The sequence below is a fragment of the [Clostridium] clostridioforme AGR2157 genome (assembly GCF_000424325.1).
Classification (GTDB): Bacteria; Bacillota; Clostridia; order Lachnospirales; family Lachnospiraceae; genus Enterocloster; species Enterocloster clostridioformis_A.
Map to the genome: position 1 here is coordinate 92,888 of NZ_AUJR01000011.1, position 16,307 is coordinate 109,194.

The 16,307-nt window shown below is 50.2% G+C and carries 13 protein-coding genes and 1 pseudogene; 13 read left to right on the plus strand and 1 reads right to left on the minus strand.

Features of this window, described 5'->3' with window-relative positions:
* The first annotated feature begins 9 nt into the window (after positions 1 to 9).
* Positions 10 to 1,188, plus strand: a complete 1,179-nt coding sequence (locus G614_RS0106935; protein ID WP_027641376.1) for a phosphoribosylaminoimidazolecarboxamide formyltransferase — start codon at positions 10 to 12, stop codon at positions 1,186 to 1,188.
* Here G614_RS0106935 and G614_RS31140 read toward each other — a convergent pair.
* Positions 1,160 to 1,393, minus strand: coding sequence for a hypothetical protein (locus tag G614_RS31140; protein WP_155245028.1), 234 nt, complete (start codon positions 1,391 to 1,393; stop codon positions 1,160 to 1,162). The two genes, G614_RS0106935 and G614_RS31140, sit on opposite strands and share 29 nt — an antisense overlap.
* Positions 1,394 to 1,458: 65 nt before the next feature.
* On the opposite strand from G614_RS31140, the gene G614_RS0106940 reads away from it, so the two are divergent.
* The 12 genes and pseudogenes from G614_RS0106940 to G614_RS32520 all read left to right on the plus strand — a co-directional run.
* Positions 1,459 to 3,363 carry an LTA synthase family protein gene (locus G614_RS0106940; RefSeq protein WP_027641377.1) on the plus strand — a complete coding sequence of 635 codons (1,905 nt, stop codon included), beginning with the start codon at positions 1,459 to 1,461 and terminating at the stop codon, positions 3,361 to 3,363.
* 70 nt (positions 3,364 to 3,433) lie between these two features.
* The gene (gene sigK / locus G614_RS0106945) at positions 3,434 to 4,063 is read left to right on the plus strand and encodes an RNA polymerase sporulation sigma factor SigK (protein WP_027641378.1); all 630 of its coding nucleotides are present in this window, start codon (positions 3,434 to 3,436) and stop codon (positions 4,061 to 4,063) included.
* 157 nt (positions 4,064 to 4,220) lie between these two features.
* A complete protein-coding gene (gene galE / locus G614_RS0106950) occupies positions 4,221 to 5,237 on the plus strand; it encodes a UDP-glucose 4-epimerase GalE (protein WP_027641379.1) in 1,017 nt (338 codons plus the stop codon).
* 212 nt (positions 5,238 to 5,449) lie between these two features.
* The gene (locus G614_RS0106955) at positions 5,450 to 6,997 is read left to right on the plus strand and encodes a putative DNA modification/repair radical SAM protein (RefSeq protein WP_027641380.1); all 1,548 of its coding nucleotides are present in this window, start codon (positions 5,450 to 5,452) and stop codon (positions 6,995 to 6,997) included.
* A 20-nt stretch (positions 6,998 to 7,017) separates the two neighbouring features.
* The gene (locus G614_RS0106960; protein WP_027641381.1) at positions 7,018 to 7,803 is read left to right on the plus strand and encodes a TIGR03915 family putative DNA repair protein; all 786 of its coding nucleotides are present in this window, start codon (positions 7,018 to 7,020) and stop codon (positions 7,801 to 7,803) included.
* A gap of 238 nt (positions 7,804 to 8,041) precedes the next feature.
* Positions 8,042 to 9,577 (plus strand): YifB family Mg chelatase-like AAA ATPase, encoded by a 1,536-nt coding sequence (locus G614_RS0106965; protein WP_027641382.1) that lies wholly within the window; start codon positions 8,042 to 8,044, stop codon positions 9,575 to 9,577.
* Complete coding sequence (gene dprA, locus G614_RS0106970; RefSeq protein ID WP_027641383.1) at positions 9,568 to 10,740, plus strand: DNA-processing protein DprA; 1,173 nt, start codon at positions 9,568 to 9,570, stop codon at positions 10,738 to 10,740. Before G614_RS0106965 ends, dprA begins: the two co-directional genes overlap by 10 nt.
* An 88-nt stretch (positions 10,741 to 10,828) precedes the next feature.
* A complete protein-coding gene (gene topA / locus G614_RS0106975; protein ID WP_027641384.1) occupies positions 10,829 to 12,916 on the plus strand; it encodes a type I DNA topoisomerase in 2,088 nt (695 codons plus the stop codon).
* Positions 12,917 to 13,072: 156 nt separating this feature from the next.
* The gene (gene codY / locus G614_RS0106980; RefSeq protein ID WP_027641385.1) at positions 13,073 to 13,861 is read left to right on the plus strand and encodes a GTP-sensing pleiotropic transcriptional regulator CodY; all 789 of its coding nucleotides are present in this window, start codon (positions 13,073 to 13,075) and stop codon (positions 13,859 to 13,861) included.
* Positions 13,862 to 14,142: 281 nt separating this feature from the next.
* Positions 14,143 to 14,895 (plus strand): 30S ribosomal protein S2, encoded by a 753-nt coding sequence (gene rpsB, locus G614_RS0106985; RefSeq protein ID WP_027641386.1) that lies wholly within the window; start codon positions 14,143 to 14,145, stop codon positions 14,893 to 14,895.
* Positions 14,896 to 14,924: 29 nt separating this feature from the next.
* On the plus strand, positions 14,925 to 15,863 hold the full coding sequence (gene tsf, locus G614_RS0106990; protein WP_027641387.1) for a translation elongation factor Ts: 939 nt from the start codon (positions 14,925 to 14,927) through the stop codon (positions 15,861 to 15,863).
* Positions 15,864 to 16,154: 291 nt separating this feature from the next.
* A pseudogene (locus tag G614_RS32520) lies at positions 16,155 to 16,307 on the plus strand (IS256 family transposase); the annotation flags it as partial.

The window sequence follows — 16,307 nt, forward strand, 5'->3', positions numbered from 1 at the left end:
GGTATCATTATGAAAGAACTGGCACTTAAATACGGTTGTAACCCAAATCAGAAGCCTTCCAGAATCTTCATGGAAGGGGACAGGGAGCTTCCAATCACAGTACTGAGCGGCAGACCTGGCTACATCAATTTCATGGACGCGTTAAACGGCTGGCAGCTGGTAAAAGAGCTGAAGGCAGCCACAGGACTCCCGGCAGCCGCCTCTTTCAAGCATGTATCTCCTGCCGGGGCAGCCGTGGGCCTGCCTCTTGACGAGACGCTGAGGAAGATTTACTGGGTGGATGACATGGGTGAACTCTCACCTCTGGCCAGCGCATATGCAAGGGCAAGGGGAGCAGACCGCATGTCCTCCTTCGGGGACTTTATCTCTCTGTCCGATGTGTGCGACGCTGACACGGCCAGAATCATTAAGCGCGAGGTGTCTGACGGCGTCATCGCTCCGGGATATGAGCCGGAAGCCCTGGAAATCCTTAAGTCCAAGAAAAACGGTAATTACAATGTCATCCAGATTGACCCGGATTATGAGCCGGAGGCCCTGGAGCGCAAGCAAGTGTTTGGCATTACCTTTGAGCAGGGGCATAACAACCTGGAGATCAACAGGGACCTTTTGGAGGATATTGTCACTGAGAACACGGAACTTCCGGATACTGCCAAGATTGACCTGATGATTTCCCTCATCACCCTGAAATACACACAGTCCAACTCCGTATGCTATGTAAAAGGCGGACAGGCCATTGGCATCGGCGCGGGACAGCAGTCCAGGGTTCACTGTACGCGTCTGGCAGGCAGCAAGGCGGACAACTGGTATCTGCGCCAGGCTCCCCAGGTAATGAACCTTCCTTTTGTGGACAGCATCAAGAGGGCTGACAGGGACAATGCCATTGATGTCTATATGGGAGATGATTACATGGATGTACTGGCTGACGGAAGATGGGAAAAGACCTTCAAGGTAAAGCCTCCTGTATTCACCGCTGAGGAAAAGAGGGCCTGGCTGGACACCATGACAGACGTGGCCCTGGGCTCCGACGCCTTCTTCCCCTTTGGGGACAACATAGACAGGGCCAGCAAGAGCGGCGTGAAATACGTGGCGCAGCCCGGCGGTTCCGTCCGTGACGACCAGGTCATCGAGACCTGCAACCAGTATGGAATGGTGATGGCATTTACGGGAATCCGTCTGTTCCACCACTAATCGTTTTATAAAGTGAAAAGACTTCGCCGGCGGCAAATCCCATAAAAGGGAAAGCCCCATGGTTCTGACCGTGTTGGGATATGCCTTCTGCGGGGATATGATGCGGGTAATCCATACCCAAAACAACATATGCCGGAATTGCCTGTGCCGCCATCGACAGACAGCGGTGGCTGTTTTGTATGGAAGCATTTAACTCTTGAATCATTAAATCCTTTATGTTAGGATAAGTTTATTAAAAATTATTAACAAAATTCTAACAAAAAGGCGACAATGGTGACAAAAGAAAATAAGATAAAGATTATAAAATATATATGGTATATAGTGGGAACCGTGAGTCTGTTAATGGCCCCAGTGGTGTCATACTTTATGTTTGAGTACGTCACGGGGAACCTGGACACGGTTCCTTATTATATGGCTGCTCTGAACATAGGATGGATTTATGTGCTGTATCTGGCTTTATTTGCCGTCATGGGGAGGACCAGAATCGCTGTGCCCGCGGCCTCCTGTGTCCTCTATGTCATTTCCCTGGCAGAGACCTTTGTGGTGGCCTTCAGGGGACGCCCCATCATGCTGTGGGATGTGATGGCATTCAGGACAGCCATGACCGTATCCGGCAACTATGAATTTTTCATCACCCATCAGATGAAAACGGCTTTTGTCCTGCTTCTGCTCATGAACGTGTTCCTGTGGTTCACGCCGCGCCGGGTCAGGGGCTGGAGGCTTCGCCTGGCAGTGGGAGGGGGAATCGCTGCGTCCATAGCGGGCTATGGGGCCTGGTTCTTCGCCTGTCTGGTCCCTTCCTGGGGGCTTGGCATCAACATGTGGGCCATCAACGGGACATACCAGGAATACGGCTATGTGCTGTCCACTGCGGTCTCCTTTCAGTATGTGGTAAAGAAGCCGCCCCAGGGCTACAGCAGCGCCAGGCTTAAGGAGATATATAACCGCCTGGAGGAGGAAAGTATATATACGGAACCGGGAAATGGCCAGTCCTATCCGGGGAGCCCGGAAAAACGGCCGGAGGACGGGCAGCCTGTGACACCGGTCAATCTGATATGCATTATGAACGAGAGCCTGTCAGAGCTTAAGACGGCAGGTGATTTTACCACCAATACAGAATATTTCCCCTTCATGGACAGCCTGGAGGAAAATACGGTCAAGGGAAGCCTTTGCATGCCCGTGTTCGGTTCCATGACAAGCAATTCCGAGTTTGAGTTCCTTACAGGGGACTCCATGGCCCTGCTGCCTGCCAACTCCATTGCCTACCAGTTCAATGTAAAGCCAGGTACCTGTTCCATGGTCAGCACCCTGAAGGACCAGGGGTATTACAGCGTGGCAATGCACCCTTATCCCGGAGAAAACTGGAACCGGGTGGAATGCTATCAGAATATGGGATTTGATGAGTTCCTGGACCAGGATAACTACGAGGGCAGCGAGGAACTGCGCAACTATGTAAGCGATCAGGCGGATTACCAGAAGCTGATTCAGGTGGTGGAAGCCAAGGAAAATCCTGAGGACAAGCTGTTTATATTCAATGTGACCATGCAGAACCACGGCGGATATGTGGGGACCTACGATAATTTTGAACAGGAGGTATGGCTTACCGGCGAGTACGAGGGAAAATATCCAAAAACGGACCAGTACCTGTCCCTCATGAAGCGGTCGGACCAGGCATTCCAGTACCTGGTGGAGTATTTCAGCCGGATGGACGAGCCAACCATGATTGTCATGTTCGGGGATCACCAGCCCAGCGTGGAGGATGAATTTTACGATGACATAGCCGGCATGCCCAGTTCTGAGGTTCCGGTGCAGGACCATCTCATGTGGTACGAGACCCCCTTCATTATATGGACCAATTACAGCATGCCTTCCGAGGACATGGGGCGTCTTGGGGCGGTCTATTTGTCCTCCGAGGTCCTGTGGAGGGCCAATCTTGAAATGACGCCCTATAACCGGTTCCTGCTTGCCATGAAGGAGGATCTTCCGGTGGTCCATTTCCTGGGCTGCTATGACAGGGAGGGAACCTATTATTGCTGGGCCAAGGCAGAGTCGGAGCGTTGTCCGTATCAGGACACGATACTGGATTATGAGGCCCTTGTGTACAACCACAGCCTGGACCGGAAGAAGCTAAAGGAGCTGTTCGTCATAGCTTCGGAAAATAGTACCAGCCAATAAAAACTTGTAAAAGCACTTGGCAAGCTGCCCTCGCATAGAATAAGATTAAGAATATGCAGGGTGGCTTTCTTTGAAGACTTTTCCGAAACCATTATCAGCAGGAGAGGAAAAAGAGTATCTGGAACGCTGCAAAGAGGGCGACCAGTCTGCCAGAGATATGCTGATTGAGCATAATATGCGTCTGGTAGCCCATGTGGTAAAAAAGTATCAGGGCTCTGATTACGACATTGAGGACCTGCTGTCCGTGGGAACCATAGGCCTTATTAAGGCAGTGAATACATTTAACGTAGATAAAGGCTCACGACTGGCCACCTATGCAGCCAGATGCGTGGAAAATGAGATACTGATGCTTCTGCGAGCCAGCAGGAAGTATTCCAAGGAAGTGTCCCTTTTTGAGCCCATCGGAGTAGACAAGGACGGCGAGACCGTCAGTCTGGTGGATGTGATAGAGATGGACAATAAAGAGACGCTGGATATCATGATTTTAAAACAGGACGTAAAGGAGCTTTATGAGGCCTTTGAGTCCTGTCTGACGGAGACGGAGAAGACGGTTCTGGGGATGCGCTACGGGCTGTACCGTGGGAAGGAGCATACCCAGCGGGAGATTGCCGGCAAGCTGGGCATCTCCCGTTCTTATGTGAGCCGGATTGAGAAAAAGGCCATAGAGAAGATACGGGCAGAGTTTGCAAAACACGGTTAAGGGGTGTCATCCAAAAAATATTATAAAAAGATAGAAGAATTGTGCATTGTTTTATGACAGCTTTCCATTTATACTAGTCATAACAGGCGGAACGGTCAGACAGCTTAACCTGTTCCGCCTTTTTGCAGCAATCAATTGTTCGTAAGGAGGAGATACCATGGCTATTTTAGTGACTGGTGGCGCCGGCTATATCGGAAGCCATACCTGTGTGGAACTGCTGACAGCGGGTTATGATGTGGTTGTAGTAGACAACCTTTATAACTCCAGCGAGAAGGCACTGGAGAGAGTGGAGAAGATAACAGGCAAAAAGGTGAAATTCTACGAGGCGGACCTTTTGGACCAGCCGGCCCTTAAGGAAGTGTTTGACAAGGAGAAAATTGATTCGGTCATCCATTTTGCAGGCCTTAAGGCAGTGGGAGAATCCGTGCGCAAGCCTCTGGAGTATTATCACAATAATATCACAGGCACCCTGATTCTCTGCGATGAGATGCGCAGCCATGGTGTCAGGAATATCGTATTCAGTTCCTCCGCTACCGTGTACGGAGACCCGGCTGAAATCCCTATCACTGAGAACTGCCCCAAGGGAGAGATTACCAATCCTTACGGACGGACCAAGGGCATGCTGGAGCAGATTCTGACGGATTTACATACAGCGGACCCGGAGTGGAACGTAGTGCTGCTGCGCTACTTCAATCCCATCGGCGCCCATGAGAGCGGACTGATTGGGGAGGATCCCAAGGGAATCCCCAACAACCTGGTTCCCTATATTGCCCAGGTGGCAGTGGGGAAGCTGGACCATCTGAATGTATTTGGCGATGATTATGACACGCCGGACGGTACCGGGGTCAGAGATTACATCCATGTGGTGGACCTGGCAAAGGGCCATGTAAAGGCAGTGCAGAAGCTGCAGGATAAAGAGGGTGTCAGCATCTACAACCTGGGAACCGGAGTGGGCTACAGTGTGCTGGATGTGCTCCATGCATATGAGAAAGCCTGCGGCAAGACGCTGAAATACGAGATTCAGCCCCGCCGGGAAGGTGACGTGGCAACCTGCTATTCCGATTCAGCCAAGGCAAGGCGTGAGCTGGGCTGGGTGGCGGAGAAGGGAATCGAGGAGATGTGTGCTGATTCCTGGAAATGGCAGTCCATGAATCCCAACGGGTACAGGGATTAAAGATAAATCCCGGACAGAATGATGTTTCATTGATTTTTCCCATATTTAAGAGGCCTGCGGCCGGATTCGCGTCATATGATATGGCGGGGACGGCTGCAGGTCTCTTTGCGATATGATAAATAAAAAGGAACAAATGTTCTGATTTTCAATTGCGTTTACCTCTGTTCTGTGCTATACTATCAGAACAAACATATGTTCCGGATGGTGATATCATGTTGATACAGGAGAATTTAAGCGTTCAGGAAAAGTTAAAGATACTTACGGATGCAGCCAAGTATGATGTGGCCTGCACATCCAGCGGGGTAAGGAGAAAGGGAAAGGCAGGCAGCATAGGAAACACTTCAGAGGCCGGAATCTGCCACAGTTTTTCAGCGGACGGCAGATGCATTTCCCTTCTCAAGATTCTGTTTACCAATCAGTGTATCTATGATTGTAAATATTGTGTGAACCGCTGTTCCAATGATGTGGTGCGGACTGCCTTTACGCCGGATGAGGTGTGTAAGCTCACCATTGAATTTTACCGCAGGAATTACATTGAGGGCCTGTTCCTGAGTTCGGGCATTCTGTATAACGCCAATCACACCATGGAACTGATTTACGAGACCCTGCATAAGCTCAGGAACCAGTGGCATTTTAACGGATACATCCATGTGAAGACCATACCGGGGGCTGACCCTGAGCTGGTGGAGCGGATGGGCTTTTTAGCTGACCGTATGAGCATCAATCTGGAGCTTCCCACGGCCGAGGGACTTAAGAACCTGGCTCCCGGTAAGACCAGGGATAAGATATTAAAGCCCATGCGTCAGGTGCAGCAGGGGATTGCGGTGTCCAGCCACCTCCTGGGATATGACAGGGAATTTAAGAAGCCCTATGCGACGGAGCGGGCCGGTTTTGCAGGCGGCGCCGCTCTGATTCGTCCGGAGCTGGTGCAGTCAGGTGCCTTTTTGTTGGGAAACCATGGTTTATCCGGCAGCGGTCAGGATTGTCCGGGGGATGGGCAGAATGACAGGCAGAGGGCTGGGGGAGGAAGAAGGCACCTTCCCGACTCTCAGTATGCCAAAACTCCCTTTGTGCCTGCGGGTCAGAGTACCCAGATGATTGTGGGGGCCACCCCGGAGAATGATTACCAGATGATGGCTGTCACACAGGCTCTGTATGAGAATTACGGCCTTAAGAGGGTCTTTTATTCCGCCTATGTGCCGGTCAACGACGACAGCTGCCTGCCTTCCGTGACAGCCAGACCTCCTCTGTTAAGGGAACACAGGCTATATCAGGCGGACTGGCTGCTCCGGTTCTATGGATTTAAGGCAGAGGAGCTGCTGTCAGAGGAACAGCCGAATTTCAATGTATTCCTTGATCCCAAGTGCGACTGGGCACTGCGCCATCTGGAGCAGTTCCCGGTGGAAATCTACAGGGCTTCCTACGGGGATCTTCTCAGGGTCCCCGGCATCGGGGTAAAGTCGGCCCAGAGGATTGTGAATGCCAGAAAGCAGGGCGGAATTCAGTTCGAGGACTTAAAGAAAATGGGGGTGGTCCTGAAACGTGCCAGATATTTCATCACCTGCAAAGGTCGCATGATGGAAGGAGCCAGGCTGGACCAGGACTATATCACAGCCTGTCTTGTGGGGGATGAGCGGCGCAAAGCCTGGGACATTGAGAACAGGGACAGCTTTCGTCAGCTAACCCTGTTTGATGACATGCATCTGGAGATGCCGGTGACAGGCGATGACTATTATGCTTCGGTGACGGGAAGCTTGTAAGGATACAGGAGGTGGGCGATATGACGGTTTATATGTGCGAACCCTGGCTTGAGGGGATTCTCTGCGGCGTATATGATGCCTGGGCGGACCCGGCCGGTCATGGGAATGTCCGGCTGGCCGTAAAGGGAGAATATGAGGAATTGGAGCTTTTTGCGGAGTACAGGGATTTACAGATTTGCCCGGAGAAGGCGGAGAAAGTCATCCGTTCTGTGTGCGCTAAGCTCTCCCAGGAGGTATACAGGAAGGTGTACACTGCCTCTCTGAGCCAGGACAGGAACCGGGCAGATAAGATATACAGGTTTCTGATACAGGCCTTTCGCCACGGCCCGTCGGTGCTGGACATGCTTCAGCTTCCGGCCTGCTATGACTTATTCGGGCTGTGCCGGAATGTGTACAATGAGAATCATCTCCTGACAGAGTTTCTGCGCTTTTCAGAGACTCCTGGAGGCATACTGGTGTCACGTATCGGTCCGAAGAACGATATCATGACCCTTTTGGCCCCTCACTTTGCAGACCGGCTTCCGGAGGAAAACTGGGTCATTTATGATGAGAACCATAAAAGGGCGGCAGTCCATCCGGCAGGCTGTTCCTGGTTTCTGGTAAACCAGCCCCTTGAACCGGAACAGGAGGGCAGCGACCGGGGGTGGAGCCACTGGCTTAAGGAGAGGACAGACGAGGAGACTTATGAGGACATGTGGCGTATGTTCTGCGATACCATTGCCATCAGGGAACGCCATAATCCGGTATGCCAGAGAGCCCATCTGCCCCTGCGTTTCCGGCCTTATATGACGGAGTTCCAAAAGTAGGATGGAGCAGTGGGAAGCAGTCCCTGATAGTCCCATGGAAAACAGTCATGGAAAACAGTCCATATTGCCCCTTGTAATTTTGCGTCCCCTTTAGTATAGTAATTATATCTTTCATTCAAGAGGATAGGGTTCTTCCTATCCTGTCTTATATTTAAATCCGGTACGGTATCGTGCCAAAGTTCCACTGATTCATGAAAGTATATTATAGTTAAGAGAACAAGGTGAAAGGGGCGGATGGATGTTTACACAAATCAACAGCGGAGGTATATGGGCTGTGGAAGGAGTCCTGGTTTCGGTGGAGGCAGATGTGGCTGACGGACTTCCGGGATTTTCCATATCCGGACAGCTGGCGTCAGAGGTAAGGGAGTCTCAGGAACGGGTCAGGACAGCCCTTAAGAATTCGGGATTTCGTCTCCCGGCTAAAAAGATAACTGTAAACCTGTCTCCGGCAGGCATACGAAAGGGGGGCACTGCCTATGATCTTCCCATTGCGGTTGCCATATTGGGCGCGTTTCAGATTGTGGGTACGGATGTGCTGAAGGACAGCATGGTAATTGGAGAGCTGGGTCTGGACGGCAGGGTGAAACCTGTAAGCGGGGTGCTTTCCCTGGCAGCCATGGCCAGGGAGAATGGTATCAGAAGATGTTTCCTGCCATTGGAAAATGTGGAGGAGGGCCTGGTGATGGAGGGCGTAGACATGGTGGGAGTGGAGTCTCTGAGCCATATGGCAGGTATTCTTAAGGGCGCGGTTTCCATGGAGCCGTGCCGTGCGCCGCTTCACCGTCCGGAGGACTGTCGTCAGAAGGAAGGGGGACTGGATTATAGGGAGGTCAACGGGCAGGCCATATTGCGGAGGGCAGCGGAGGTGGCGGCAGCAGGCATGCACGGACTGCTTCTGACCGGCAGCGCCGGAACCGGTAAGACCATGATTGCCAGAAGAATCCCCACCATCCTGCCTGCCCTGACACGGGAGGAGGACATAGAGATATCCAGAATCTACAGTATCTGCGGACTCCTGCCGGCAGGGCGTCCCCTTCTGTCTGAGCGGCCTTTCAGGAGCCCTCACCACACCATAACAGCCAGGGCGCTGGCAGGAGGAGGTGTTCCTCCCAGGCCCGGAGAACTGTCTCTGGCTTCGGGCGGCGTACTTTTTTTGGATGAGCTGCCCCATTTTGGCCGTTCCGCGGTGGAAATACTGAGACAGCCTTTGGAGGAACGGAAAATCACGGTGACAAGGGTGTCTGGAAATTATGAATTTCCGGCAGATTTCATGATGGTAGCTGCCATGAACCTGTGTCCATGCGGATTTTATCCGGACAGGAACCGCTGTAATTGTTCGGAGAATCAGATTAAACGATATCTGGGGCATATATCCAGGCCCATACTGGAACGGTTTGATATCTGCGCGCAGGCGTCTCCTGTAACCTTTGGGGAATTGAACCCGGCTCAGGGAGAAAATGAGGATTCGGCATCCATACGGCAGCGGGTGGAGTATGCCAGAAAACGTCAGGAACGCCGGTTTTCGGGCACCAAGATACGTTTTAACAGCCGCATGGGCATGAAAGAGGTAGAACGGCATTGCGGCCTGGGACCTGAGGAGAAGGCTTTTGCCCAACGGATTTACGAATCAGGAGGCTTCAGTGCCAGAAGGTACCATAAGGCGCTGAAGGTTGCCAGGACCATTGCCGACCTGGAGGACAGCAGGGATATAAAAAAGGAACATCTGGCTGAAGCATTGGGATACGGGGGACTGGAGGAAAAGATATGGGGATAGGGAACGGTATGGAACAGAATTCAAACAGGAACGCAGATTCCGGCCCGGGGATGGCGCGGGTCCAAAAACTTGAAAAAGAATATCTGTACTGGCTCACCCGTATTCCGGGCTTTGGGGCAGTGACCATACGGCGCATATGGGAGATGGCGGGAAGCTTTGAGAAGGCATATTATATAGAAGGAATGGAATTAAAGAAACTGGGAATCTTACAAAGCGAGGAAAAATGCCGTACGTATGACCGGTGGAAGGAACGGTTTTCCTGCATGGTCCGGGAATATGACCATTTACAGGAGAAGGGAATCCGTTTCATAACGCCCATTGACAGGGAATATCCGAAACGGCTTCTGCATATTTATGACTATCCCATGGGACTTTATGTAAAGGGAGAGCTGCCGGATGAGGAATGTCCCACCGCAGCCATCATAGGGGCCAGGAACTGTACGGAGTACGGGAGGCAGGCCGCCGGATTCATGGGTAGGGAGCTGGCAAAAGCCGGTGTACAGATTGTCAGCGGTCTGGCGCTTGGCATAGACGGGGCCGGACACGAGGGAGCCCTGAAGGGAAAGGGCAGGACATATGGGGTTCTTGGGTGCGGAGTGAACATCTGTTATCCCAGGAGCAATTATTATCTGTATGAAGCCATTCCGGCCCAGGGAGGCATTCTCTCCGAGTTTGGGCCGGATGAGGAACCTCTGGCCAGGAATTTTCCCATGCGCAACCGTATCATAAGCGGCCTTTCCGACGTAATTTTGATAATGGAGGCCCGAAAGAAAAGTGGTTCCCTCATAACAGCCAGCCTGGGGCTGGAACAGGGGAAAGAGATATTTGCACTGCCGGGCCGGATTACGGACGCCCTGAGTGCAGGGTGCAACGAGCTCATACAGTCAGGTGCAGGGATATTGACCAGCCCTGAGGATGTGCTGGACTATATGGGCATTTTCCACGAAAAAAAGTGTATTAACCGTGAAAAAGACGAGAAGGGACTTGCCAAGATTGAAAAAATGGTGTATAGTTGCCTAGATTCCGAACCCAGACATCTGGAACAGATTATGGTACAGACAGGACTTTCGGCGGGACGCTGTATGAGCGCCCTTCTGGAGCTGGAATTGGAAGGATTTGCGGTGAGAACATCAGGGCAGAACTACATGAAAACAATCACATAAGTGTCAGTATTTTGGATATCCTCCGGCATTCGCCGGTGTGTGTCTCCATTTTGTGAAAATAAATGATCAGCGAGTAAGGAGTTTTACAATGGCGAATTATCTGGTAATTGTGGAGTCACCAGCAAAAGTGAAAACCATCAAGAAGTTTCTGGGCGCCAACTATGAGGTGGATGCATCGGGAGGCCATGTCAGGGATCTTCCGAAGAGTCAGTTGGGATTTGATGCGGAACATGACTATGAGCCCAAGTACATTACAATCAGAGGAAAGGGGGACGTTCTGGCCAAGCTGCGCAAGGAAGTGAAGAAGGCAGACAAGATTTATCTGGCAACGGACCCTGACCGAGAGGGAGAGGCCATCTCATGGCACCTGATGAAGGCTCTTAAGCTGGATGAACTTAGGAGCAAGGGTGTTTACCGCATCAGTTTTAATGAAATTACGAAAAACGCGGTAAAGGCCTCCTTCAAGGCCCCCAGGGAGCTTGACATGAACCTGGTGAATGCCCAGCAGACCAGAAGGATGCTGGACCGTATGGTGGGTTACCGGATTAGTCCTCTTTTGTGGGCAAAGGTCAAGAGAGGATTAAGCGCAGGTCGTGTACAGTCCGTTGCTCTGCGGATGATTTGCGACCGTGAGGACGAAATCAATGCATTCATTCCCGAGGAATACTGGAATCTGGAGGCGGACCTTCTCCTGAAGGGGAATAAGAAGCCTCTTGCGGCAAAGTATTATGGGACCAGGGATTCCAAGGGCGGTAAGGCAGTCATCCGCAACAAGGAGGAACTGGATCAGATTCTGAGCCAGTTAGAGGGATGCAGTTACGAGGTGGAGGAAGTAAAGAGAGGGGAGCGGGTGAAGAAGGCTCCCATCCCGTTTACAACCAGTACCCTTCAGCAGGAAGCCTCCAAGGTACTTAACTTTTCCACACAAAAGACCATGCGTCTGGCCCAGCAGCTCTATGAAGGCGTGGAGGTAAAAGGCAAGGGAACACTGGGTCTTATCACCTACCTGCGTACGGATTCCACCAGAATCGCAGACGAGGCGGACACAGCGGCCAGGGCATTTGTAAAGGAGCATTACGGCGAGAAATATGTTGCTCAGGGAAGCCAGGCTAAGAAGGAGGGCGTTAAGATACAGGATGCCCACGAGGCCATCCGTCCCACTGACATAACATTGACTCCTGCCATTGTAAAAGAATCACTGCAAAGAGACCTGTTCCGGCTGTACCAGTTAATCTGGAAGCGATTTACAGCCAGCCGTATGGCGCCGGCCGTATATGAGACCACCTCCGTAAAGATTGGGGCGGGCAGCCACCTGTTCACCACATCGGCTTCCAAGCTGGATTTTGAAGGCTTTATGTCTGTCTATGTGGAAGCGGACGATGAGGAAGAGAAAAATCAGGTTCTTGGCAACCTGGAAAAGGGAACCATCCTTAAGCTGGAACGTCTGGACCCAAGCCAGCATTTCACCCAGCCTCCGGCTCATTATACGGAGGCATCCCTGGTAAAGGCGCTGGAGGAGCAGGGCATAGGCCGTCCAAGTACCTATGCGCCCACAATAACCACCATCATTGCCAGAAGATATGTGGTAAAGGAGAATAAGAACCTCTATGTGACGGAGCTGGGGGATGTGGTAAACCGCATCATGAAGAACTCCTTCCCAAGCATCGTAGACCCTAACTTTACAGCCAATATGGAATCCCTGCTGGATAAAGTGGCAGACGGTACCGTTGCCTGGAAAACCGTTGTCAGCAATTTCTATCCTGACCTGGATGAGGCGGTTAAGACAGCTGAGAAGGAGCTGGAATCCGTAAAGATTGCGGATGAGGTATCCGATGTGGCCTGCGACCTGTGTGGACGCCAAATGGTGATTAAGTACGGTCCTCACGGCAAGTTCCTGGCATGCCCCGGATTTCCGGAGTGCAAGAATACCAAGCCCTACCTTGAAAAAATCGGGATTCCATGTCCAAAGTGCGGTAAGGAGCTGGTGCGCAGGAAGACAAAGAAGGGACGTCTCTACTATGGATGCGAGGCCAGTCCTGACTGTGACTTCATGTCCTGGCAGAAACCTTCCACCCAGAAATGCCCTGTCTGCGGTTCTTATATGGTAGAGAAGGGAAATAAGCTTTTGTGTGCCGGTGAGACCTGCGGTTACCGCATGGATAAGACTGAAAAATAGAAAAATTTGTAAAAACAAAAGAGGAAAAATATCAAAATATTAAAATAATCGAAAACTTCAAAAAACTCTTGTTATTGCTTAAAAATTGTGTTAAAATTCTATTATTAGTAGAGTATTTTTGGGTGATATACAATTTGGATAAGGAGGCTTTCGGAGATGAGTGTTCAATTGTTGGACAAAACAAGAAAAATCAACAAACTCTTGCATAACAATAATTCACATAAAGTTGTTTTCAATGACATCTGTAAAGTTTTAAGTGAGATATTGTTATCCAATATCCTGGTAATCAGCAAGAAGGGCAAGGTTCTGGGGGTGAGCATCTGTTCTGGGGTTGATGAGATAGAGGAACTTATCGAAGACCAGGTCGGAGGTTACGTGGATAAGATGCTGAACGAACGTCTTTTAAGCGTTTTGTCCACCAAGGAGAACGTGAATCTTGCCACCCTTGGCTTTGCTGAGGAGAACGTAAAGAAGTATCAGGCCATCATCACTCCCATAGATATAGCAGGAGAGAGGCTGGGCACTCTTTTCATTTACAAGTCGGATTCCCAGTATGATATTGACGATATCATACTAAGCGAATACGGAACCACCGTGGTAGGCCTGGAGATGATGCGTTCTGTTAATGAGGAGAATGCTGAGGAGACCAGAAAGGTGCAGATTGTAAAATCAGCCATCAGCACCTTATCCTTCTCTGAACTGGAAGCCATCATCCACATATTCGAGGAATTGGACGGAAACGAAGGCATCCTGGTAGCCAGTAAGATTGCCGACCGCGTGGGTATTACCCGCTCCGTGATTGTCAATGCGCTCCGTAAGTTTGAGAGCGCCGGTGTCATTGAATCCCGATCCTCAGGCATGAAGGGAACCTATATCAAGGTCCTGAATGACGTGGTGTTTGATGAACTGAAGACAATCAAGGCATCCAACTCAAATTTAAAGTAGATATCAGACAGCCGGATAAAAAGCAGATGACGGATAGCCGGGTAATAAAGAGTCAGATAAATATATATGGCAGTTTGCAGGAAAACTTACTAAAAGTGCTTGCAAGCTGCCATATTTTGTGATATATTTGAAAGGCTGACAAAAAACACGTCTGTGGATTCTGCGGGACGGTGCCTGGCCAGTAGTTTGGCAGGTCTTCCGGGAAGTGTCAGAAGCAGGCGGAAGAGCCTGAACTCCCATACGCGACGGAGCAGGCTAAAAACCAAATGGAGGTAAATAACATGAGCGTAATTTCTATGAAGCAGTTATTGGAAGCTGGTGTACATTTCGGTCACCAGACAAGGAGATGGAACCCTAAGATGGCTCCATACATCTATACCGAGAGAAACGGTATCTATATCATTGACTTACAGAAGTCCGTAGGCAAGGTAGATGAGGCTTACAAGGCTGTATCTGACATTGCTGCAGACGGCGGTACCATCCTGTTCGTAGGTACCAAGAAGCAGGCTCAGGAAGCCATCAAGGCTGAGGCAGAGCGCTGCGGAATGTACTTTGTAAATGAGAGATGGCTGGGCGGCATGCTGACCAACTTCAAGACCATCCGGAGCCGTATTGACAGACTGAAAGAAATCGAGACCATGTCTCAGGACGGAACATTCGATGTTCTTCCTAAGAAGGAAGTAATCGCCCTGAAGAAGGAGTGGGACAAGTTAGAGAGAAACCTTGGCGGAATCAAGGACATGAAGAGACTGCCGGATGCAATCTTCATCGTTGACCCGAAGAAGGAGCACATCTGCGTACAGGAAGCTCACACACTGGGTATACCGTTAATCGGTATTGTTGATACTAACTGTGATCCGGAAGAACTGGATTATGTAATTCCTGGCAATGATGATGCCATCAGAGCCGTTAAGCTGATTGTTTCCAAGATGGCTGATGCTGTTATCGAAGCAAAGCAGGGCGAAGTTTTAGAGGGCGCAATGGAAATCGAGATTCCTGCCCAGGCTTTCGAGACAGAGGCTGTTGAGGCTTAATTAAAACTTTAAAATTGGAGGAAGATGAAATGGCAGCAGTAACCGCAGCAATGGTAAAAGAGTTAAGAGAGATGACCGGTGCCGGAATGATGGACTGTAAGAAAGCTCTTGCAGCTACTGACGGAGATATGGATAAGGCAGTAGAGTTCTTAAGGGAAAAGGGACTTGCCGGAGCAGCCAAGAAGGCCGGACGTATTGCAGCAGAAGGCATCGTAGCAACAGCAATAGCTGCTGATGAGAAGAAGGCTGTTATCGTAGAGGTTAACGCTGAGACTGACTTTGTTGCCAAGAACGAGAAGTTCCAGACATATGTTGCAGATGTTGCAGCACAGGCGCTTACCACTTCCGCTAAGGATTTAGATGCATTCATGGAGGAGAGATGGGCTAAGGACGAGACATTGTCCGTAAAGGAGGCACTTGCTTCCCAGATTGCCATTATTGGCGAGAACATGAACATCCGTCGTTTTGAGCAGGTTGAGGAGGCAAATGGCTTTGTCGCATCCTACATCCATGCAGGCGGAAAGATTGGTGTTCTGGTAGACGTAGAGACAGATGTTGTCAACGATGACATTAAGGATATGGCTAAGAACGTGGCTATGCAGGCAGCAGCCTTAAAGCCAATGTTTACCAGCAGAGACGAAGTGAGCGCTGAATACATCGCAAAAGAGACAGAAATCCTTACAGCTGCAGCAAAGAATGAGAAGCCGGATGCCAACGACAAGATCATTGAGGGCATGGTAAAGGGCCGTATCAACAAAGAACTGAAAGAAACCTGTCTGTTAGATCAGGTTTATGTAAAGGCAGAAGACGGCAAGCAGAGCGTTTCCCAGTATGTTGCAACTGTAGCCAAGGCTAACGGCGCTTCCATCAAGGTAAAGAAGTTCGTACGTTTCGAGACCGGCGAAGGTCTGGAGAAGAAGAACGAGGACTTTGCTGCTGAGGTAGCTAAGCAGATGGGGGCTATGTAGTCTGTCAACGTCCCAATTAAAATCGACCAAATGTCCGTAAAGTTGGACATAAAAAAGGTTAAAAAAGGATAGTTCATTATAAAAAGAGGTTCCAAGATACAATTCAAAGTATCTTGGGGCCTTTTTTTGTCGGAAAATCCAGAAAAATGAAAATGAGACCCAAAGAGAGATAAAAAATGAAAAACCGAGTTTTAGGGATTCCGTGTCTGTCTCTGCCCCAGAAATTTATTTTTTATGTAAAGTGCGGTATTCTAAAACGAAAGGAATGAAAGGATTATGAGTACAGCGCTTATGGCAAGAAGAAAAAGAGACCCTAAAACAGTGGCAATCGCTAAGGCGATCCTGGAGAAGTATGACTGCAAAAATGTAGAAGATATGCAGGACGCAATCAAAGATATCTTCGGTCCCATGTTTGAAGCGATGCTTCAGGGGGAAATGGATTCC